The sequence below is a fragment of the Chelativorans petroleitrophicus genome (genome assembly GCF_025398195.1).
Taxonomy (GTDB): Bacteria; Pseudomonadota; Alphaproteobacteria; order Rhizobiales; family Rhizobiaceae; genus Chelativorans; species Chelativorans petroleitrophicus.
Genome location: NZ_JAODNV010000009.1, coordinates 111,577 through 131,871 on the forward strand (window position 1 = coordinate 111,577; position 20,295 = coordinate 131,871).

Here is a 20,295-nt window from a genome sequence, read left to right on the forward strand (position 1 = left end):
CACGAGGCTTGCCATGTACCGCCCATCGACCGGGCTCCTCTTCGTTCTGCCGGCGCTGATCGTCCTGGCGATGCTGATCGCCTATCCGGTCGCCTATACGGGACTGCTCAGCGTGACTGACGGTCAGGGCAACTTCGTCGGCATGAGCAATTTCGCGAAGGTGCTTTCGGCGCGCGCCACGCCGCAAGCTTTCTGGAACACCGTCTACTGGGTCGTGGGCTCCATCGTCTTCCAGGTCATCCTTGGCACTGCAACGGCAGTGCTCCTCAACCAGACCTTCGCCGGCCGCGCGATCGTCCGCTCGATCACGCTCATTCCCTGGGTCGTGCCGGGCATCGTGGCGGCCACCACCTGGGCATGGATGTTCCATACCGAATTCGGCATCATCAACTACATGCTGACGGGGCCGGGCATCATTGACCAGCCGATCGGCTGGCTCACCAACCGCGATACCGTGATGCCGGTGCTCATCGCCATCAATGTCTGGAAGCTGTTCCCCTTCGTGGCGATCATGGTGCTGGCGGGCCTGCAGTCGATCCCGAACGACCTTTACGAGGCCGCGCGGGTCGATGGGGCCAATTTCTGGGAGGAGGTGCGCTACGTCATGCTGCCGCAGGTGCGGCCGGTGATCGTTGCCGTCACGCTGCTCCTGGTGATCTGGGGGCTCAACTCCATCACCATCATCTACGCCATCACGCGCGGCGGGCCGGCGAACCGCACGCTGATTACGCCGATCCAGATCTTCCGCATCGCTTTCGAAAACGTGCAGTTCAATCAGGCGGCGGCACTTTCGGTAATGTTCTTCGCCGTGGCGATCGCCATCGTCTTCGTCTACATCAAGGCGCTCGCCTCGCAGCCGAGAGAGGCACGATGAACAGCGGCACGCAAAACGCCGTGGCAGGCTTTCCGGCGTTGAAAGAGGAGGGCGGCCTCAAGGCGCCAGGGCTCGGCAAGCCGCTCATCTTCGTCGGCTCCGTCCTCGTCGTCCTGGTCTGCCTGTTCCCCTTCTGGTGGATGGCGCTTTCCTCGATCAAGACACTGCGGGAGCTTTACACGATCCCGCCCATCTGGTGGCCCGAAAGCCCGACGCTCGGCAACTACTACAAGGTGCTCTTCGAATCGAACATCCCGCGCTACTTCCTGAACAGCGTGGTGATCTCGGTGGGCTCCACCGGCCTTGCGCTGGTTCTTGCGATCTTCGCGTCCTACGGTTTCGCGCGCTTCGACTTCAAGGGAAAGCCGCTGCTTCAGGCCTGCGTGCTCATCGGCCAGCTTCTGCCCACGGCGGCGATCATCGTGCCCCTTTTCGTCACGCTGCGCGTGCTCGGCCTCGTCAACACCTATTGGGGCCTCATCCTGGTCTACATGATCATCACGCTGCCGCTCTCGGTCTGGATGCTCACGAGCTATTTCAAGGCGATACCGGTGGAGCTGGAAGAGGCCGCGATCATCGACGGCGCCTCGCGCCTTGGCGTGCTTTTCCGCGTCACACTGCCCCTGTCGATCCCGGGCATCGTCGCAGTTATCGTTTATGCGTTCGTTACCACCTGGAACGAGTTCATCTTCGCGCTCTGCTTTGCCACCGATTCTTCCGTGAAGACGCTGCCCATAGGGCTCGCGGAATTTTCCACCGAGTTCAACACCGACTGGGGTGCGGTAATGGCGGCATCCGTCATCATGACGCTGCCGATCGCACTCCTGTTCCTGTCCATGCAACGCCTGTTCGTGGGAGGCCTCACGGCAGGCGCCACAAAGGGTTGAGATTGCTGATGGTTTATTCGTCTCCCATTCCGCAGCTTGGGCTCGGCACCTTCGGACGCACCGGCGACGCCGGCATCGCCGCGATCCTGAAGGCGCTGGAGATCGGCTACCGCCATATCGACACGGCCCAGAGCTATGATACGGAAGGGCCGGTGGGAGAAGCGGTCCGCCGCTCCGGCCTTCCGCGCGCGGAGGTCTTCGTCACCACCAAGGTGGCCGATACCAACCTCGACAAATCGCGCTTCATGCCAAGCGTGGAGAAGAGCCTCGAGACGCTCGGCTTCGACCATGTCGATCTCCTTCTGATCCACTGGCCGTCCGAGAAGGATGCCGTGCCCTTCGAAGACTACATGCTGGCGCTGAAGGAGGCGCAGGAGCGCGGCTTTACCCGCTTTATCGGCGTGTCGAACTTCCCGATCGCACATCTGGAACGCACGCGCGCGCTCCTTGGCGAGGGAGCGATTGCGACGAACCAGGTGGAAATCCATCCCTATCTCCAGGCGCCGAAGCTTCGCGACTATGCCCGCGACCACGGGCTTGTGCTCACGGCCTATCAGCCACTCGTCAAAGGTGCAGTCGTGTCAGATCCGGTGCTGGCGGAGATTGCAGAGCGTCACGGTGTGACGCCGGCCGCCGTCGCACTCGCCTTCCTCATGGCGGAAGGCCATGCCGTCATCCCGGCTTCGTCCAGCGAAGCCAATCTCCGCGCGAACATGCGCGCGAAGGATGTGCGGCTCAGCGAAGAGGAAATGAACGCAATCCGCGCGCTCGACCGCGGCGACCGCCGCATCAACCCCGAAAAATCACCACGTTGGGACGACTGACGGGGGAGCGATGGCTCACGCGATCCATCCGGACCTCAAGGCAAGGTGCTTCTGGTCACCGGCGGCGCAAGCGGATCGGGGAGGCGAGGGCGCGCGCCTTTGCCGGGCAAGGATCGGTCACGCCGGAGCAATCTCTAGTCAAAGCTATGTCGTGGACGGCTGGGTCTGACCCCGGGACCAGCCACATAATTCGAGGCAACCCAAGTGCAACCGATTGAAAACATCAAGGATATCGTAAGGCCGCCGCGTGAAATTTCCGATGCCCTCGCGGCAATCGGAACGGCCACCATCAGCAGCGAGCTCAGCCTGATGGGCATCCGCGACCCGCAGATCCGTGGGCCGCAGCCGCTCAACCCCGGCCGCGCCGTCGCAGGGCCTGCGCTGACTTTGCAATTCATGCCGAAGCGCGAGGACCTTTACGGCGCTAATGAATATGACAACCCCGAACTGCAGCTTCACCGCCACGTGCTCTATCCGGCGCAGGCTGGCGACATGGTGGTGGTGGACGCGCGTGGCGACATGGCAAGCGGCGTCTTCGGCGAAATGATGCTCACCTTTTTCGCAGGTCGGGGCGGAGCCGGCGTGGTGGTCGACGGGTGCATCCGCGATTCCGCCAAGGCCAAGAGGCTGGACCTCGGTATCTGGGTGAGAGGCGTCACTCCCAATTATCACGCCCAGACCAACATCATTCCCTTTGCGGTCAATGTGCCTGTGGCCTGCGGCGGTGCGCTCGTCATACCGGGAGACATCATCGTGGCCGACGACGATGGCGTGGTCGTGGTGCCGGCCGCGATGGCCGAAAAACTCATAGAACAGGCAAGCGAGCATGCGGAGTGGGAAGAGTTCTCCCGCTTCCGCCTCTCGCAAGGCGGAGATTTGAGGAAGTACTATCCGCTCACGGAGGAGGTGCGGGAGGAATATCTCGCCTGGCGCGACGCGCAAGCCGGCAAGCAGGGATCCCAGGGGTAATCAACATTGCGCCGCCAGGCGCGATGCCCGGATAGCTGCCCGATTTCCGTCCGGAACTGCGCAAGATCGAGCGCTTGGACGCTGAGCCCGCGCACGCTCACTGCGAGTATTCCGTGGTTCCGATCGAGTCGCGTAAATACTCCATGAGCTTCACGGCTCCGGCGGTCGGTGTGCGATGCAGCGAGGCAAGCTGGCGGATCTGGAAAGACAGTTCGGGACCGTCGAAATCGAGGATCGTAAGCAGCCCGCGCGCCACATCGGCCTCTACGCTGCGCGCGAGCGAGCAGGAGATGCCGACACCCGCGGCAACGAATTCCCGCAGGAACTGATACTCCGTAGCCTGCGCGGCGATTTTCACATCGGCAATGCCGGCGGACGCCAGAAGCTTCGAGACCGCCCGGCCGAAAAGGGAAGAGGGGGGAGGGCCTACGAAATCCCAGCGCTGGATTTCCTTCGCCTTGATGCGCTTCTTTCCGGCAAGCGGATGGGAAGGCGAGGCGATCAGAACGAGGCGCTCCACGCCGATCACTTCCGAGCGCAGGCCCCGCGTCTCTTCGTTGCTCAGAAAGCAGCCGATATCCGCGATGCCATCGCGAACCTCTTCAACAACATCTTCCTGCTTGCCGATCCGGACGACGAGCTGAATCTCCGGATGCGACAAGGCAAACCCGGTGATCTGCTGCTTCAGAACGAAATTAGACAGCGAACGCTGGCAGGCGAGCACGACCCTCTGTCCCGTGGCGTTGCGCAGCTTGACCACGTCGGCCCGCATATCGGCAGCCTCGGCGAGAAGTTCGCGCGCATGTGAAAGGACGCTGCGACCAAGTTCGGTCAGTACCGGCCTGCGGCCCCGCCGCCGCGCGAAAACTTCGCCTCCGACATCCCGCTCCAGCGCCCGGATATGCGCGCTGACGGAAGGCTGTGCGATGCCGAACCGGTCAGCGGCCGCTGCAAAACTTCCCTCGTCGACGATGGCGACAAAAACTTCCATCCGACGGAGCGTGACGTTCAGCATAGGAGTAACATATAGCCTTCCGTCTATTAAAAGTATAGTCGGCCAACCCGTTGCTAGTGGCGGCGGCTTGTCTGACTCTTTCCCGCGAAACGCAGGTCGACAGCGACTGGCCGCTTCCCGGCGCAGCTTAAAGGCGGCGCCGGTTCGAGGGGAGGATATGCAGCGGGCGCTCCCGCTGCCCGGTCATCCTTTGGAGGCGGCTCGAAGCACGAAGGATGAGCGCATGAACGTAGTTGGGATCGATATCGGCGGCACGTTTACCGATCTCGTGGGCTATGTGGACGGGGCAATCGTCACCTCCAAGACGTCCACGGTGCCGGCCGATCCGACCAAGGGCATCGCCACCAGCCTCGAGCTTGCGGGCTGCCGGACGGACCGGCTCGACGAGATCCTTCACGGCTCGACCATCGCCATCAACACCGTGCTGGAGCACAAGGGCGCGCGCACGGCGCTCCTGACCACCAGGGGCTTTCGCGATGTCTACGCCATCGGACGCTCTAACCGCATCGAAGCCTTCAATCTCTTCTTCAAGCGCCCCAAACCACTGGTCCCGCGCAACCTGACGTTCGAAGTGCCGGAACGCATCCTCGCTTCCGGCGAAGTGCTCCAGCCGCTCGATGAGCAGGCCGTGGAGGACATCCTCCCGCAGCTCGACGCGGAAGGGGTGGAAGCCGTCGCGGTCTGCTTCCTCCACTCCTATGCGAACCCCGCGCATGAGCGCCGTGTGGGCGAAATCTTGCGCAAGGCGCGTCCAGACCTCTTCGTCACGCTGTCGCACGAGATTCTGCGCGAATACCGCGAATACGAGCGCACCTCGACCACTGCGCTCAACGCCTTCGTCGGGCCGCGCGTAGAAGGCTATCTGAAACGCTTAGAGCACCATCTGCGCGACGGCGCCTTCGGCGGCAAGATTCACATCATGCGCTCGAACGGCGGCGTCATGTCCATCAAGGTGGCGCAGGAGCAGCCTGTCTCTATGATGGAATCGGGCCCGGTCGCCGGCATGATCGGCGCGGGACGTCTTGCCAGGCTTCTTGGGCTGAAGCGCTGCGTGGGCTTCGACATGGGCGGCACCACCGCCAAGTCAAGCCTGATTACCGACGGCGCGCCCGCGATCGAGAGCGGTTACGTGATCGGCGACCGCGCAAGCGGCCAGCCCATGCAGTTGCCAGTTGTCAACATCGTGGAGGTGGGCGCCGGCGGCGGCTCGATCGCCTGGGTAGACAAGGCGGGCGGTCTGCATGTCGGACCACAGAGCGTAGGCGCGGATCCTGGGCCCGCCTGCTACGGCAGGGGCGGCCAGAACCCAGTCGTCACCGATGCCGACCTGATCCTCGGACGCATCAATCCGCAGCGCTTCCTGAACGGCGGCATGCCGCTCGACAGGGCCGCAGCCGAGCGCGCCATGCAGTTCAAGGTGGCGGGTCCCTTGCGGCTTGACGTGGTGCAGGCCGCGCTCGGCGTCGCCCGGATCGCCGACGCCTCGATGTCTCTTTCCGTGCGAGCCGTTTCCATCAACAAGGGCGTCGATCCGCGCGACACGGCGATGATTGCCTTCGGCGGCGCGGGACCGCTGCACGCCGTCTCGATCGCCCGTGAGATCCACATTCCCACCGTGATCATCCCCAAGCTGCCGGGCACCTTCTCCGCCCTCGGCATGCTGATGGCTTCCTGGCGGCAGGACTTCGTGCAGACGCTGATCGGCCGCGTCGGCGCCCTGCCGGCCTCGGAGATCGAGAAGGTCTTCGCCGAGCTCAGCGCCGCCGGCCGCGAGCAGCTCGAGCGTGACGGCATCGACGACAAAGCGGCGGACTTCCGCTTCTTTGCCGATCTGCGCTATGTCGGCCAGGAGCATGCGATCTCCATTCCCGTCGAAAGCGTGGAGATGCTTTCCGGCGACACGTCCGAGATTCGCCGGCGCTTCGACCGCGAGCATGCCCAGCGCTACAGCCAGTCCGCGCCAGACGAGTCGCTGGAGGTGGTGAGCCTGCGCCTGGTGCTCACAGCAGCCCGCAGCGACGATGCGGCCGACGAGTGGCTTTCGCGGCCCTGGGTAGCGGAGGGCGAAGCCGAGGTCGGCACCCGGGACGTTGTCTTCGACGACCCTTCGAAGCCACTAAAGACGAGCATCTACTGGCGCCCCGCGCTCGCCGCCGGCACGAGGCTGCGCGGACCTGCAGTCATCGAGGAGCCCAACTCCACGATCCTGATCCACCCGGACGACGAGGTAGAGGTGACCGAGGCGGGCCATCTCGTGATCACGCTCGCCAAGCATGCCTGAGGAAGAATGATGACCGCCAAGCAAGCCGATCCGATCACGGTAGAAGTCGTCCGCAATGCCATCGTCGCCTACGCAGACGAGATGGCTGAGGCTCTCTGCAAGTCCGCCTACAACATGATGATCTACGAGGTGCGCGACTATTGCTGCGGCCTCATCGATATCGAAGGCCGTATGATCTCGCAGAACCGCGGTGGCCTGCCGATCTTCCTCGCCGACCTCGGCGTCGCGGTGGAGGACGGGATCAGGAAATACGGCCTCGACGGTTTTTCCGAAGGCGACGTGCTGGTGATGAATCACGGCCATATCTGCGGCCAGCACTTGAACAATGTCGTCGTCTACGCGCCATGCTTCCACGAGGGCGAGCTGATCGGCTTCGCCGCCAACCGTGCCCACTGGGTCGATATCGGCGGCGGACGGCAGGGCTTCGGATCGAACGCCACGACCGACATCTTCAGCGAGGGGCTGCAGATGCGCTCGCTCAAGATATACGAGGCGGGCAAACTCAACGAGACGCTCTACCAGATCATCCGCGACAATATCCGCTATCCGGAGGCGAGCCTGGGAGACCTGCGTGCGCAGGTCGCTTCCTGCCAGATCGGCGCCAAGCGCTACGCCGAACTCGTCGCCCGCTACGGCCGCGAAACCGTGGAGCAGTGTGTGGCCACAATCTGGGACCACACGGACCAGGCCGTGCGGCGCGTCATCGAGCGCATTCCGGACGGCGTCTATACAGCGGAGAGCTTTCTCGACAATGACGGCCGTAATCTCGACACGCCGCTGCGCATCAAGGTGAGCGTGGAGGTCTCCGGCTCGACCATGACGGTTGATTTCTCCGAGATGCATCCGCAGGTGAATAGCCCCCTGAATTCCGGCCGCTCCGGCGGCATCGCGGCCGCGCGGGTGGCCTTCAAGGCGCTGACCTCGCCGGAGCTCGACGTCAACGAGGGCTGCTTCCGCGCCCTGAACGTCAATCTGCCCGACGGCACGATCCTGAGCGCGAAGCCTCCTGCGGCGCTCGGCCAGTGGAGCATCGCGCTGCCGACGGTCATCGACACGATCCTGAAGGCGCTGGCGCCGGCGGTGCCGGAGCTCATCCCTGCCGCGCACAAGGGCGACATGGGCGGCTGCTCCTTCTTCGGCTTCTATGACGACGGCTCGCGCTTCCTGCTCATGAACATTTTCGGCGGCGGCTGGGGCGGCCGCCCGCATGAGGACGGCGAATCCGCCGCCGTCTCGGTCTGTCAGGGCGATGTGCGCAACACGCCAGTCGAGCTGCAGGAGATCAAATATCCCTTCATCATCGAGCAACATGCACTGCGGCCGGATTCCGGCGGCCCCGGCGAGCATCGCGGCGGGCTAGGCATCGCGCTTACCTATCGCGTCCTGCGCGATTGCCGCGGCAACATAAATTTCGACCGGACTGTGACGCCCCCTTGGGGCCTCCATGGCGGCAAGCCCGGCGCGGTGAGCGTCGCCATCATCGAGCGGGCGGACGGCACACGCGAGACGGTGCACAAAGCCACCGACGTGCAGTTCCGCCCGGGCGACCGCGTGACCTATCTGACCGCCGGCGGCGGCGGCTATGGCGACCCGAAGAAGCGGGCGAGGGAACTCGTGGAGCAAGACATCGCCATGGGCATCGTTACCCCCGAGGCGGCCCGCAGCGAATACGGCTACGCCGAAGCCCCAGAGAAGATCGCAGCAAATTCGTGACCGCGCCGATGAACACCGTCGAAACACGCAGGAAGAGACTGGCCGAGGCGATGGCGGATGCGGGCGTTGACGCCCTCGTCCTCTACGGCAATGCCTGGCAGAACGACTACCTGCGCTATGCGGCGGACTTCGGCATCCTCGAAGGCGAGGGGATCGCGGTGGTGCGCCGGGACGGCGAGACCACGCTTTATCTCGACCATCCTCTGGAGGCTGAGCGCGCATTTGCCGAATGGCCTGACGGCGAAATTCGGCTAGCGCGCGATCTGGTGGGCGAGGTGGCGGGTATCATTGAGCGACTCGGCAACAGCCGGGTCGCGGCGGGCCCCGCCCGCCACCTCCCCTACGGCCTCGTTCGCAGCGGCAAGCGCTTCGAGGACGCGACGGCGCTCATCGACCGACTTCTGATGGTGAAGGCGAAGGAGGAGCTCGAGTGTGTCCGCAAGGCCGCCGCAGTAGCGGACGAGGGCTATGCAGTCTTCTGCGCCGCCGCACGAGCCGGGCGGCCCGACTATGCGCTGATCGCCGAGATCGAGGCGTTTTTCCGCCAGAAGGGCGTGGACGACAACTTCATGATCATCGGCGTTGGTGGGCCGGAGGTGCGCGGCATGGCGCCACCTTCGGGCAAGCTGCTCAAGACTGGCGACATGGTGACGACGGAGCTGACCCCCTGCGTCGGCGGCTATTATGCCCAGATCTGCCGGACACTGGTGGTGGGCGAGCCATCCGACGCGCAGCAGCGGGCCTTTGCCGTCTTCCGGGAGGCCCTGGAAGCGGGGATAGCCGCCGTCAGGGCGGGCGTGACCGCGGCCGACGTGGCAAAGGCCGAAAACGACGTCTTCCGGCAGTACGGGCTCGGCAATTACGTGACGAGCGAATACACGCGGGTGAGGGGGCACGGCGTGGGCCTCTTCCCCGACACCAAGCCGCACATCCTCGAGGATGTCACGACGACCCTCGAAGAGGACATGTCGATCATCGTGCACCCCAACACGTACCATCCCGAGGTCGGCTACATCGTGCTCGGAGACACGCTGATCGTCCGCGAGGACGGTTCGGAATGCCTCACGCGCACCCCGCGCCATCTTTTCGGCACTTCGGTGGGAGGTGAAGGCAGATGAGACGCGGCCTGATGCTCTGGCGCGAGCAAGAACTCTCCGCAGCCGATGTGAAGGCCCGTCAGCAGCGGCTGGAAGGCGCGATGAAGGCGGCAGGACTGGATGCCTTCCTCGTCTATACGAACCATGTCCGCTCGGCAGGCGTCACTTATCTCACGGGTTTCACACCCTATTGGTCGGACGCGCTCCTGCTCATCCTTCCGGGGCAGTCACCCCTTTTCTCGACGGCGCTTTCCAAACGCGTCGGCAACTGGATCAGGTCGGTCAATCCGACCGCGGAGATCGCTCATTCGCCGAAGCCGGGGCGGCTGATCGGCGAGCGGCTCGCCTCTGCCGGGTGCAAGTGCGTCGGCGTGCTCGAATTAGACCGCCTCCCCGCCGGGCTTGCGGAAGAGATCGCATCGGCCGCCGATGTCGAGCTGCTTGACGGCACGGAAGTTTTCGCAAGCGTGCGGGCTAAGCCCGACAGCGCAGAACTGGGGCTCGTGCGCCGTGCTGATGCGCTGGTACTTGAGGCATTGGGCACAGTCGATCCAGCCTCCCGCCACGCCGGACAGGCGGTCGCCGCGCTGGAACGGGTGGCACGCGAAGCGGGCGCGGAGGAATGCTACATCGCGATTGCTCCACACCTCGACCGCGATACTCGGCCCGGTCGGTTCGGCGGCGCGGAACTGGGCAGGAGCTTCGCCGTGCGCCTGTCGCTCGCCTATAACGGCGTATGGGTCCGCCGCACGAGGACGTTCTCGCGCGATGCCGCCCTGCAGGAACAGGTGCAGAGTTTAGAACGAGCCTTCGCTGCCCTTGCCCCCAAACTCGATCCCGTCTCTCCGCTCGGCCCGCAGCTCAAGGGATTGGCCGCCGGGGCTGATCTCGCACGCTGGTTCCTCGAAGCACCGAGCGGAACATTGCCGCTGACGGAGGTTGCCAGCGAGGACCGCGATACGGGCTGCCGGGTCCCCTACGGTGTGTTGAGCGCCGCTTTCATGCTCGGCGGAACGACGGTTCTTCTGGGAGGACCGGTGGGACTGGACCTCTTGCCCAATGCCACGGAGGAGGCCGCTTGAACGCACGCGAATTCTTAAAGCCGCTGGATTTGATCGACGGGCGGAAGCTGTGGTCTCTCGCGGGGCTGCATGCGGCCGACACGCTGGCCTGCCTCGCCGCCGGAGCCGGTACGCTGGAGGGCCGCGCGCTGGCCGTCTTTTATGCCGGAAGCGGTCTTTGCGAGCCATTTGCCTCTGCCGCGGCTGCGGCAGCAATCATCCGCCTCACTGAGTGGGATGACATTCACGTGCCGTCCTGCGTGACGCCCGGTTCCGTGGCTGTGCCGGTGGCGCTGGTGCTTGCTAGGGATGACGTGGAATTCGCCGCATCCGTTTGCGCCGGTTATGGCGTCGGCGTCGCTCTGGGCGAAGCTGTTGGCGGCGTCTCGGCGCTGCCCGAAACTTGGCCCGGCCTTTTCGCTGCACCTGCGATCGCAGCTGTCACCGCCTCAACGGCGCTTGGGCTGTCGGCGGAAAAGCGCGCGCACGCGCTCGTCATGGCGCTCGCCGGAAGCTCTGGCCGCCATGGCCGCCCTGTCGGCATGCCCTCCGCCCGGTGGTTCGTCGTCGGGGAAGCAGCGCTGAAAGGCATGCGTGCAGCCTTGGCCGCGCAGGCTGGCGTCAAGGGCGATCTGAACCTCCTCTCACCGCAATGGCTGAAGGCCCAGAGCGCCGCCGCGACAGAGCTGAAACCGTTGCCCCCGGACGCGATAGCCTCGGTGGGACTGAAGCCTTATGTTTCCGCCCGACAGGGCATCAACGCCATAGAGGCGTTCCACCGGTTTCTGAGCAAAGGCGCCGAACCCTCCTCGATAGAAGAAATCCGCGTTTCCCTGCCGCCGGAAGCCGTCGGGGTGGTGAGCCGGCCGCTCAATCCGAAGGACCGCCTTTCCACGATTGCCCATCTCGGTCTGCAGCTCGGAATCGCGGCCTTTGAGCCGGATCGCCTTGCGGATGTCGCCCGGGCCGAGCCCTTCAGCGCGCAGGCGCTTGCCCTGGCGGCAAAGGTGTCGGTTACCCCAGACGAAACGCTCGCCGCCGAGGCTCCCGGACGGTGGGCCGCCAAGCTTGCCGTGCGCATGGGATCAGAATGGCACGAGAGCGTCTGCCTCTCCGTCCCCGGCGATCCCGGCGGGGAGAGTGCGGCATGTGAAATCGCCGCGCGCAAGATCGCCAGCGCCTGCCGTGGCGAGGACACGGCGCGGGCGATCGAGGCTATCGCCGGTCTCAATGCCGGCACGGCGAAACCTGCCGTTGAAATGATGCGACGAACGCTCAGACGGGTGAGCGCGAACGAAGAGCCTGTGCGTTCGCTGAAGGAGTCCATTTGTCGTTAACAGGAGCGGCCGAAAGGCCATGGAACAGGGAGGACTGTATATGATGAACTTCATGAAAACGCTGGGAGCGGCAATTGCCGCGCTCGGTTTGGCGATGGGCCTCGCCCATGCGCAGAACGCGCCCGAGAAGACCGACATCACCATCGGCCTGCCGGTCACCACATCGACCTTCATCCCGCTCTATCTTGCCGACGAAGAGGGCTACTTCGAGGAAGAGGGCCTGAAGGTCGAGATCGTCGCCTTCAACGGCGGTACGGACCTCGTTCGCGGCATGGTCGCGGGGGCAGTCGATGTCGGCGTCGGCGCCTTGTCGGAGGCTCTCGTGGGTGTCGATACGGGGCAAGGCATCAAGGTCTTTTACGCCGGCTTCAATATGACCGTCTTCGACTGGTACGCGGTGCCGGAGATCAAGTCGCTGGCCGATGCAAAGGGCGCCCGCTTCGGCGTCACCCGCTTCGGCTCCTCCACCGACTATCTCACCCGCTACGCCCTCACCATCCACGACATCGATCCGGACAAGGACGTGCAGATTATCCAGGGTGGCGGTTCCGCGCCGCGGCTGGCGGCCATGGACGCCGGCCAGCTCGACGTCAACATCTTCGCAACCCCGGAGAAATTCATGGCGGCCGACCGCGGGTACAATCTCATCATGAGCCAGAAGGACATTGCGGAAGACTATCCCTTCCATGTCTTCTACGCCAAGGAGGACTTCCTGCAGTCGAGCCCGAACACGGTCAAGGCGCTCCTGCGCGCCTTCGTAAAGGGCGTGCGTTTCGCCAAGTCCAACAAGGAGCGCGCCGTCGAGGTACTGATCGACCGCGTGGGCTTCGAGGAAGAATACGCTAGCCGCGGCTATGACGACTTCATCGATGGCATCTACGAGGATGGGCGCCTACCGAGCGAGGCCGGCATGAAGGCCTTCTGGGACATGGGAATCCAGAGCGGCACCTATACGGAGGCATGGCCGCTGGAGCGCTACTGGGACCCCACCTATGTTGACAGCTTCGACGAGTGGAAGCCGGAATGACGAGGACGTGCCGGGACGGTTCCCCGTCCCGGCGCAGCCCGGCGGGCAGCATCCGGGTACAATGGGCAGCCGGCGGGCAGACCGAAAAGCTGCACCGAAAGTGGAGTAGGCACCAATGGCCGAGATCGAGATCCGCAATCTGGGAATCGACTACAGGAAACCGAACAGCGACGAAGTGTTCGCGGCGGTTGACGATATCAGCCTCTCCATCGCAGCAGGCGAATTCGTCTCCATCGTCGGCTCGAGCGGCTGCGGCAAGAGCACGCTCCTCCTGTCGGTCGCCGGTCTCGTCAAGATAGCACGCGGCACGATCACGATCGGCGGCCGGCCGGTGTCGGGGCCCGGACCTGACCGCGCGGTGGTGTTTCAGGACGCCTCCCTCCTGCCGTGGCGGACAGTGCTCGGGAATGTGCGCTTCGGTCTGGAGATGCAGCGCTGGACAGGCGGCGACCTCACCGAGCGGGCAATGTCGATGATAAAGCTCGTGGGGCTCGCCCGTTTCGCCGATTATCACCCCCATCAGCTCTCGGGCGGCATGCGCCAGCGCGTCAACATCGCACGCGCCCTGGCCGTCGATCCGCAAGTGCTTCTGATGGACGAGCCGTTCGGTGCGCTCGATGCGCAGACCCGCGAGATCATGGGCGGCGAGCTCCTGCGGATCTGGGAAGGCGACAAGAAGACCGCTCTCTTCGTCACTCATGATATCGACGAGGCGATCTTCCTTTCCGACAAGGTCGTCGTGATGGGCCGCAACCCCGGCCACATCAAGGAAGTAATCGCCATCGACCTTCCGAGGCCGCGGACGCAGGAAATCCTGGACACGCCCCAGTTCACCGAATACCGGCGCCGGCTGCGGGCACATCTCGCGGCCGACATGGCGGGTATGCACTTCATGGAAGAGGCTGCGTAATGGCGATGGTTGCGACCTCCGCCCGCGACACAGGAAAAAGCCGCGCCGCCCGGAACTGGCGTCCGGACCGATCGACGGTGATCAGCATGCTTTCCGTCGCGGTGTTCTTCATCCTGTGGCAGCTCGCACCAGAAATGGGCTGGGTCAATGGCAGGTTCACCAGCCAACCGACCCAGGTCCTCGTTGCCGCAATAGACGTCATCCTCAACGACGACTTCTTCTATCATGCACGGATAAGTCTTGCGGAGTTCTCGCTGGGCTTCGCGCTGGCCCTCGTGGTTAGCATTCCGCTGGGCGTGCTGCTCGGCACGTCGCGTACGGCGCGCCACCTGATCGATCCACCTCTGATGGCACTTTATGTCGCGCCGACGCTCGTGCTGCTGCCGATTCTGGTCGTTTCGCTCGGCATCGGAATGGCCTCCAAGGTGGCGATCGTATTTCTGAACGCGCTCTTTCCCATCGTGGTGAACACCATCGCCGGCATGAGCGAGGCGGATCCGCAGCTGATCCGTGCCGCCCGCTCCTTCGGCGCCAGCAAGCTCGACGTCTTCGTGCGCATTCTCCTGCCAGGTTCGCTGCCGTCGATCCTCACCGGCATCCGCCTTGCCGTCGGGCGCGGCGTGATGGGCGTCGTGGTCGGTGAGCTTTTCGTCTCGCAGGCGGGCATCGGATACCAGCTCAACACCTACGGCTCGGCCATGCGCATCGACCGGCTTCTGGTCTATGCGCTCGTGGTCAGCGTGTTCGGCTACCTGCTGACCGTCTCCGTCCGCGCCCTGGAAAACCGCGTGAGCACGTGGAGACCTGAATGATCACGGATGTCTTCATGCGCCGGCAGGCGCTGATCCTGGGCACGATGTCATTCATCATCATCGGCGTCCTGTGGCAGCTCGTCGTCGATTTCGGGATCGTCAATCCCTTCTTCATTTCGACGCCCAGCGCCGTCTGGCAGGAGCTGCTCGTCCAGCTTCAGGACGGCTCGCTGCTCGTCAACACTGCCGCGACGCTCTACTCCTTCGCGCTGGCGCTGGGGCTGGCGGTCGTGGTCGGCATAGGGCTCGGCGTGCTCGCCGGCTGGTTCCGCGATGCCGAAGCGGCACTGGAGCCCTTCATCTGGTTCAAGTATTCGGCGCCCACTGTGGCCTTCTATCCGCTTTTCGTGGCCTGGCTCGGCTATGGAACGCCGACCATTGTAGCCATCGCCTTCCTGTTTGCGCTGACACCGATCTATGCCAACACGCTGTCGGGCATCAAGAATGTGGACCGCGACCTGAAAAGGGTCGCCACGTCCTTCGGCGCACGCCCCCACGACATCTTCTTCCGCATCGCGCTGCCCGGCGCCGTGCCGGTCATCGTGGCGGGCCTGAGGCTGGGAGTAGGGCGGGCCCTCACGGGCGTGGTCGTGGCGGAACTCTTCGGCGCCAATGCCGGCCTTGGCTACTCGATCGCCTATTATGCGCAGATGCTGCAGACCAGCCGCATGATGGTGCCGATCGTCACCGTCATCCTTCTCGGCGTCATTCTGACCCAGGCGCTTTCCTATATCGAGAAGCGCACCGAAGCCTGGCGTGTCGTCCACGACAATTAATGCAGCTCAGAGGGCAAGGCGTATGAAAATCATCGACTCGCATTTCCACTGGTGGCCGCGCTCGGTGCTGGAGCATCTGCACAAGCGCCACGGCTTCCCGCGCGCCGATCCCAATGAGCGCGGTGGCTACACCTACAAGGGCGCCGGCGGGCGCAGCGGCACCGTGGCGAGTTGGGCCGAATGGTTCGACCTCGACCGCCAGCTCGAAGCCATGGATGCCCTCGGCCACGACATCTCCGTGGTGCTCTCCATCGGGCCATTGTCGATCGCCTTCTCCGAACTGCCGGTGGAGGAGGGCAGGGACCTCGCCATGATGTGGAACGAGGAGATGGCGGGCGCGCAGCGACGCTATCCCGGCCGGGTATGGGCGAGCGCGGCGGTCCCGCTCAGCGACACCGGCGCGGCGCTCGACGTACTGGACCACGCCGTCAGCAAGCTGGGCCTCATGGGCGTCAATCTGCCAGGCAGTGTCGGCCGCGAAGGACGGATCGATGACGAGCGGCTTGAACCCTTCTACAAACGTGTCGAGGAACTGGGCCTGCCCATATTCCTGCACCCGACCGACGCCGTCTTTGCCGATCTCCTGGAAGGCTACAACGGGGCACTGCACCTGAGTCTCGGCCGCGTCGTCGAGGTGAGCGTGGCGGCCTCGCGGCTGGTGCTTTCCGGCATCATGGAACGTTACCCCGGCCTGAAGCTTGTGCTCTCGCATACGGGCGGCGCGCTGCCCTACCAGTCGGGCCGGATGGACAAGAACACGAAGACCGCCGGGCTCCCGCGGCCGGTCAGCACCTATTTGAAGCGCATGTACACCGATACGGTGTCGCCCCACTCCGCCGGCATGAAGTTTGCGATCGAGTATTACGGTATCGACAACGTGATGTACGGCACTGACTATCCCTGCTGGGACCCGGCAACCGCTCTGAGGTTGCTGGACGAAATCGGCCTCTCTTCCGAGGACAGGGAAAAACTCTTCCACGAGAACGCGATACGCATTCTGGGGCTGAAGGACGCCGCGGCCCAAGCCGCCTGAAGAACGATCCGTGGCAGGGTCTTTCCACGGGCCCGCCGATGAGGCTCAACCGGTCAGCCGGCCGGGGTAAGCTCCGGCAGCGTCCTGCCGGCCTCGTTCCATTCTTCAGGCAGCCTCAGGATGCACGGTACCTTATGGAGGATGTTGGATGACGGCGGACTGTCGATCATCTCGAACACCGCCTCCAGCATGTGAGGCACATCCTGCTCAGCCATGCCGACATTCTCCGGCAGCCGGGCGGCGAAGGGATCAAAGTCGAAGCAGCCGAAGCGCAGGCCGGATTTTCCGCCGCGTTTGTTGCGCTGCATCCACCGGACCACGCCTTCCAGCGTGATGGTGGAATTGACGAAAATTCCGAAGCGCCGCGGCAAGTCCAGCGCCTCGAGCGCCGCTTCGGCCTTTTCCGGCGCGTAGCCCCTTATGACGAGCTGCTCCTCCGGCACCTCCAGCCCCAGCTCGGCATGCGCCTCGCGGAAGCCGCGCAGCCGCTCCGCCGTATTGTTATCGCTCAGCCGGCCGCCGATGAAATAGAGCGGCTCGAGTACTCCGAACTCCGTCTGGATGCGGGAGAGGATGACGCGCGTGAGGTCCCGCGCGCCGCTGTAATTGTCCGAGACGACGGAGGGCGAGCGGCTGCCCGGCAGATCGAGATTGATCGTTCTCACACCCGCCGCCGCACAGAAGTCGCTGATCCGGTCCGGGTCCGTCGCGCCCGTGGAGATGAGAAGATCCACCTGGTAGGACACCAGCAGTCGCGCGGCCTCCAGCTCCAGCTCGGGCTCGCGCTGGATGCAGGTGATGACGGGAAACAGGCCGCGCGTTCGGTCCCAGCTCCATGGACCACCGGGCCATCGCGCAGGCGGAACGCATCAACGCGACCCACCACAGAGTGCTGGCCCGGCATGTGGCTCAACGAAGGGGGTCAGTCGGCCGTCGGCGCGGCCATCGAGCAGCTACTGTCGTTTTACCCTGCCGCGCAAGAGGCAGCCCGCATGGCGAAGGAGGTGGCCCTCTCCCTTCCCGCCTGGCTTTCCGAAAAGGCACGCCAGGGCTCGAAAAACCTCTCGGAAACGGTGCTGCTTGCCCGCGGGCTTGATGTGGTGCCTGAATTTCTCGGCAACCGGGCCCCCTTTGCCGATCCGCATGCGCGGGCCGTCATCGCCGGCCTCAGCATGGAGCGGGACGTGGCCAGTCTCGTGGCACTCTACATCGCGGGTGTCTGCGGCCTCGGCTACGGCCTGCGCCAGATCCTCGAGACGCAGGACGCTGCCGGCGTCCGGGTGGAGCGCATCATGATCAGCGGCGGTGCGGGGCAGGACCCGCTGGGGCGCCAGATCCTCGCCGACGCTACCAGACGGCCCATGCTCGCCAGCCGGGTCGACGAGCCCGTACTGCTCGGCTCGGCCATCCTGGGTGCCGTTGCGGCGGGGCTCTATCCGGATATCGTGACCGCGATGCAGGCGATGTCGGGTGTCTCCGCCACCTACACGCCCGCCGCAGGCGTCATCAACGCCGTGCACGAGAGCCGCTACCGGGCCTTCCTCTCGCTCCAGAAGGCCGCGCGCGACATCCGCACAAGCGAGGCCGGGCGGAAAGTGGAGTAGCTGCCCCCGACGATCACAATTGCGTCCGACCTATAAAGCATAAAACACCGGCAACCTATCTGCAGACAAGAGCGGTCATCCCGCCATGGCCTCGGGTCCGGCACCACAGACGATTGCACAGACCGTTTCGCCGCTGTTGAATGCAACCCGGCCCTCGCGCAAGGCGGCGATCGCGGCCGCGCCGCTCAAATCGGCTGCAAGCCCCATCTCGAACCAGAGCCACCGCGCAGCTCTCAGCATCTCATCGTCTTCAACGAGAACGATCTCGTCCACCTTGTCGCGCACGATCTCGAAGATTCGGTCATCCGTCTTGGCGCAGGCCATGGTCGCAACCGAAGTCGTGACGGCATCGAGAGCGATGTTCTTTCCCGCTTCAAGAGCGCGCAGCAGAACCGGCGAGCCGGCGGCCTCCACGCCGATCACGCGCGCCTTCGGCCGCAGTGCTTTCACAGCGGTGGCGACGCCACTGATCAGGCCGCCGCCGCCCATGGCCACCAGAAACACATCGGCTTCCGGAATCTGATCGAGAATTTCGAGGGCAACCGTTCCCTGGCCCGCCACCACCTCACGATCTGCAAAGGGATGGAAATAGGCGGCACCAGTCCGCTTTACGTGCTCCAGCGCCGCCGCGTTGGCGGCGTCCCACACCGAGCCGACAATATGGATGTCGGCGTTCCATTGCTTCAGCTTCTCAATCTTTGCCGGCGTTGCATTTTCCGGCAGGTAGATGGTCGTTTGAACGCCGGAGATATAGCCGGCGCGCGCGGTGGCAAGGCCATGATTGCCTCCGGACGCGGTGACGATGCCCTTTTCCAGCATCGCCGGATCCATGGACAGGAGCCGGTTGGTCGCTCCGCGCGCCTTGAATGAGCCGGTGACCTGAAGCAGCTCCAGCTTCAGGACCACGTTGACGTCCGGGACCGAGACCAAGGATTCCTTCAGATTGTCGGCTGCGATCACCGGGGTCCTGCGAACCTGGCCGGCAATACGCTCTGCTGCGGCGCGAACGTCATCCAGCCCTATCATCAAAATTCACCCTCATACGGCGCGGCGACCACCACGCAGCAGTTGCCGAGGGTCACGCGCCCCGGCTGTCTGCGGCCGTACACCATCCCATCGGCGTTGTAATACAGCGTTTCCGGCTGCCGCCAGGGCTGATGCAAAAAGTGAATGCGGCCGGCGACATCACCCGCCTTTACCGTGGTGCCGAGTTCATGCTCCGCCTCGAACACGCCATCGGCGGTGGCGAAGACATAGCCGTTCGGCCCCGGGATCTTAAGGATTGGCCGGTCGCCGTGGCGGCGTTCGCTCGCCGATGAGGCTGGAAGAATGCCCAAATGGGAAAGCACGTTGCGCACGCCCCTCCGGCAAATATCGAGCGCTTCCCTGGAAACTGTCCCGGCGCCGGCCATTTCGGTGCCGACCGTCGTCAGGCCTGCGCGGACCGAAGCAGCGGTGGACGTACGGGGCTCGCCGAGATTGTCGATCACAACGGTCAGCGGCGCGTCGAAGGCGAGGACCGCTTCGATGTTGCGCCGCTGGTGCTCCGGAGTGGGTGCCGGCTCGACAATGGCACTGGGCAGGATGTTGAGCGAAGAGCCGCCGGAATGGAGGTCCAGCAGCGCATCGCCCAGAGGATAGATGTAATCGCTGAGATAGGCCGTGATCTGCTCGGTGATGGAGCCGGCGGGATTGCCTGGGAAGGTGCGGTTGAGGTTGAGCCCGTCTACCGGCGAAGTGCGGCGCCCTGCCATGACAGCCGGCAGATTCAGCGCCGGCAGGATGATCAGGCGGCCGGAAATGGAGGCGGGGTCGAGATCACGGATAATCTCGCCCAGGGTGATCGGCCCTTCATACTCGTCGCCATGATTGCCGCCCATGAGAATTGCGGTCGGGCCCTCTCCATTCTTGATGACGCAGAGCGGTATGCGCGTAGCACCCCAGGCGTCCTCGTGCGGCGAGTGCGGGATATTGATGTAACCTGTCTGCTTGCCGGGCCTGTCGAAATCCAGGTCGGTGAATGCTGTCGAACTGCGGGCCATGAGGTGCCTTTGGACTGGATACGAAGGGGATGG

At 64.4% G+C, this 20,295-nt stretch carries 19 protein-coding genes; 15 read left to right on the top strand and 4 right to left on the bottom strand.

Going from position 1 to position 20,295, the window contains the following annotated elements; genetic code table 11:
- Positions 1-13: 13 nt before the first annotated feature.
- The 4 genes from NYR54_RS09130 to NYR54_RS09145 all read left to right on the top strand — a co-directional run bounded on the left by NYR54_RS09130 (position 14) and on the right by NYR54_RS09145 (position 3,554).
- Complete coding sequence (locus NYR54_RS09130; RefSeq protein ID WP_261515325.1) at positions 14-874, top strand: carbohydrate ABC transporter permease; 861 nt, start codon at positions 14-16, stop codon at positions 872-874.
- Positions 871-1,761 carry a carbohydrate ABC transporter permease gene (locus NYR54_RS09135; RefSeq protein WP_261515326.1) on the top strand — a complete coding sequence of 297 codons (891 nt, stop codon included), beginning with the start codon at positions 871-873 and terminating at the stop codon, positions 1,759-1,761. The genes NYR54_RS09130 and NYR54_RS09135 overlap by 4 nt, the downstream gene beginning before the upstream one ends.
- 8 nt (positions 1,762-1,769) lie before the next feature.
- Positions 1,770-2,585: an aldo/keto reductase gene (locus tag NYR54_RS09140; protein WP_261515327.1), complete on the top strand. Its 816-nt coding sequence runs from the start codon at positions 1,770-1,772 to the stop codon at positions 2,583-2,585.
- A 213-nt stretch (positions 2,586-2,798) separates the two neighbouring features.
- Positions 2,799-3,554 (top strand): RraA family protein, encoded by a 756-nt coding sequence (locus tag NYR54_RS09145; RefSeq protein ID WP_261515430.1) that lies wholly within the window; start codon positions 2,799-2,801, stop codon positions 3,552-3,554.
- A 97-nt stretch (positions 3,555-3,651) separates the two neighbouring features.
- Here NYR54_RS09145 and NYR54_RS09150 read toward each other — a convergent pair whose 3' ends face one another.
- The gene (locus NYR54_RS09150) at positions 3,652-4,545 is read right to left on the bottom strand and encodes a LysR family transcriptional regulator (protein ID WP_261515329.1); all 894 of its coding nucleotides are present in this window, start codon (positions 4,543-4,545) and stop codon (positions 3,652-3,654) included.
- A 247-nt stretch (positions 4,546-4,792) separates the two neighbouring features.
- Between NYR54_RS09150 and NYR54_RS09155 the strand changes: the two genes are divergently transcribed.
- The 10 genes from NYR54_RS09155 to NYR54_RS09200 all read left to right on the top strand — a co-directional run bounded on the left by NYR54_RS09155 (position 4,793) and on the right by NYR54_RS09200 (position 16,616).
- Positions 4,793-6,850 (top strand): hydantoinase/oxoprolinase family protein, encoded by a 2,058-nt coding sequence (locus NYR54_RS09155; protein ID WP_261515330.1) that lies wholly within the window; start codon positions 4,793-4,795, stop codon positions 6,848-6,850.
- A 9-nt stretch (positions 6,851-6,859) separates the two neighbouring features.
- On the top strand, positions 6,860-8,563 hold the full coding sequence (locus NYR54_RS09160) for a hydantoinase B/oxoprolinase family protein (RefSeq protein WP_261515331.1): 1,704 nt from the start codon (positions 6,860-6,862) through the stop codon (positions 8,561-8,563).
- 8 nt (positions 8,564-8,571) lie between these two features.
- The gene (locus tag NYR54_RS09165) at positions 8,572-9,681 is read left to right on the top strand and encodes a M24 family metallopeptidase (RefSeq protein ID WP_261515332.1); all 1,110 of its coding nucleotides are present in this window, start codon (positions 8,572-8,574) and stop codon (positions 9,679-9,681) included.
- Positions 9,678-10,742 (top strand): aminopeptidase P family N-terminal domain-containing protein, encoded by a 1,065-nt coding sequence (locus NYR54_RS09170; protein WP_261515334.1) that lies wholly within the window; start codon positions 9,678-9,680, stop codon positions 10,740-10,742. Before NYR54_RS09165 ends, NYR54_RS09170 begins: the two co-directional genes overlap by 4 nt.
- Positions 10,739-12,058, top strand: a complete 1,320-nt coding sequence (locus NYR54_RS09175) for an MmgE/PrpD family protein (RefSeq protein ID WP_261515335.1) — start codon at positions 10,739-10,741, stop codon at positions 12,056-12,058. Before NYR54_RS09170 ends, NYR54_RS09175 begins: the two co-directional genes overlap by 4 nt.
- 40 nt (positions 12,059-12,098) lie before the next feature.
- On the top strand, positions 12,099-13,085 hold the full coding sequence (locus NYR54_RS09180) for an ABC transporter substrate-binding protein (protein WP_261515336.1): 987 nt from the start codon (positions 12,099-12,101) through the stop codon (positions 13,083-13,085).
- 115 nt (positions 13,086-13,200) lie between these two features.
- Complete coding sequence (locus NYR54_RS09185; protein WP_261515337.1) at positions 13,201-13,995, top strand: ABC transporter ATP-binding protein; 795 nt, start codon at positions 13,201-13,203, stop codon at positions 13,993-13,995.
- Positions 13,995-14,807, top strand: coding sequence for an ABC transporter permease (locus NYR54_RS09190; protein ID WP_261515338.1), 813 nt, complete (start codon positions 13,995-13,997; stop codon positions 14,805-14,807). Before NYR54_RS09185 ends, NYR54_RS09190 begins: the two co-directional genes overlap by 1 nt.
- Complete coding sequence (locus tag NYR54_RS09195; protein WP_261515341.1) at positions 14,804-15,583, top strand: ABC transporter permease; 780 nt, start codon at positions 14,804-14,806, stop codon at positions 15,581-15,583. The genes NYR54_RS09190 and NYR54_RS09195 overlap by 4 nt, the downstream gene beginning before the upstream one ends.
- A 22-nt stretch (positions 15,584-15,605) precedes the next feature.
- Positions 15,606-16,616 carry an amidohydrolase family protein gene (locus NYR54_RS09200; RefSeq protein ID WP_261515342.1) on the top strand — a complete coding sequence of 337 codons (1,011 nt, stop codon included), beginning with the start codon at positions 15,606-15,608 and terminating at the stop codon, positions 16,614-16,616.
- 53 nt (positions 16,617-16,669) lie between these two features.
- On the opposite strand, the gene NYR54_RS19280 is transcribed toward NYR54_RS09200, so the two are convergent.
- On the bottom strand, positions 16,670-17,362 hold the full coding sequence (locus NYR54_RS19280; RefSeq protein ID WP_261515435.1) for a type 1 periplasmic-binding domain-containing protein: 693 nt from the start codon (positions 17,360-17,362) through the stop codon (positions 16,670-16,672).
- A gap of 39 nt (positions 17,363-17,401) precedes the next feature.
- On the opposite strand from NYR54_RS19280, the gene NYR54_RS09210 reads away from it, so the two are divergent.
- Positions 17,402-18,220: an FGGY-family carbohydrate kinase gene (locus NYR54_RS09210; RefSeq protein ID WP_261515431.1), complete on the top strand. Its 819-nt coding sequence runs from the start codon at positions 17,402-17,404 to the stop codon at positions 18,218-18,220.
- Between the two features lie 75 nt (positions 18,221-18,295).
- Here the strand turns inward: NYR54_RS09210 and NYR54_RS09215 are convergent, their stop codons facing one another.
- Positions 18,296-19,246: a threonine ammonia-lyase gene (locus NYR54_RS09215; protein WP_261515343.1), complete on the bottom strand. Its 951-nt coding sequence runs from the start codon at positions 19,244-19,246 to the stop codon at positions 18,296-18,298.
- Entirely contained in the window at positions 19,246-20,262 is a 1,017-nt protein-coding gene (locus NYR54_RS09220; protein WP_261515344.1) for a succinylglutamate desuccinylase/aspartoacylase family protein, read from the bottom strand. Before NYR54_RS09220 ends, NYR54_RS09215 begins: the two co-directional genes overlap by 1 nt.
- Positions 20,263-20,295: the final 33 nt, after the last annotated feature.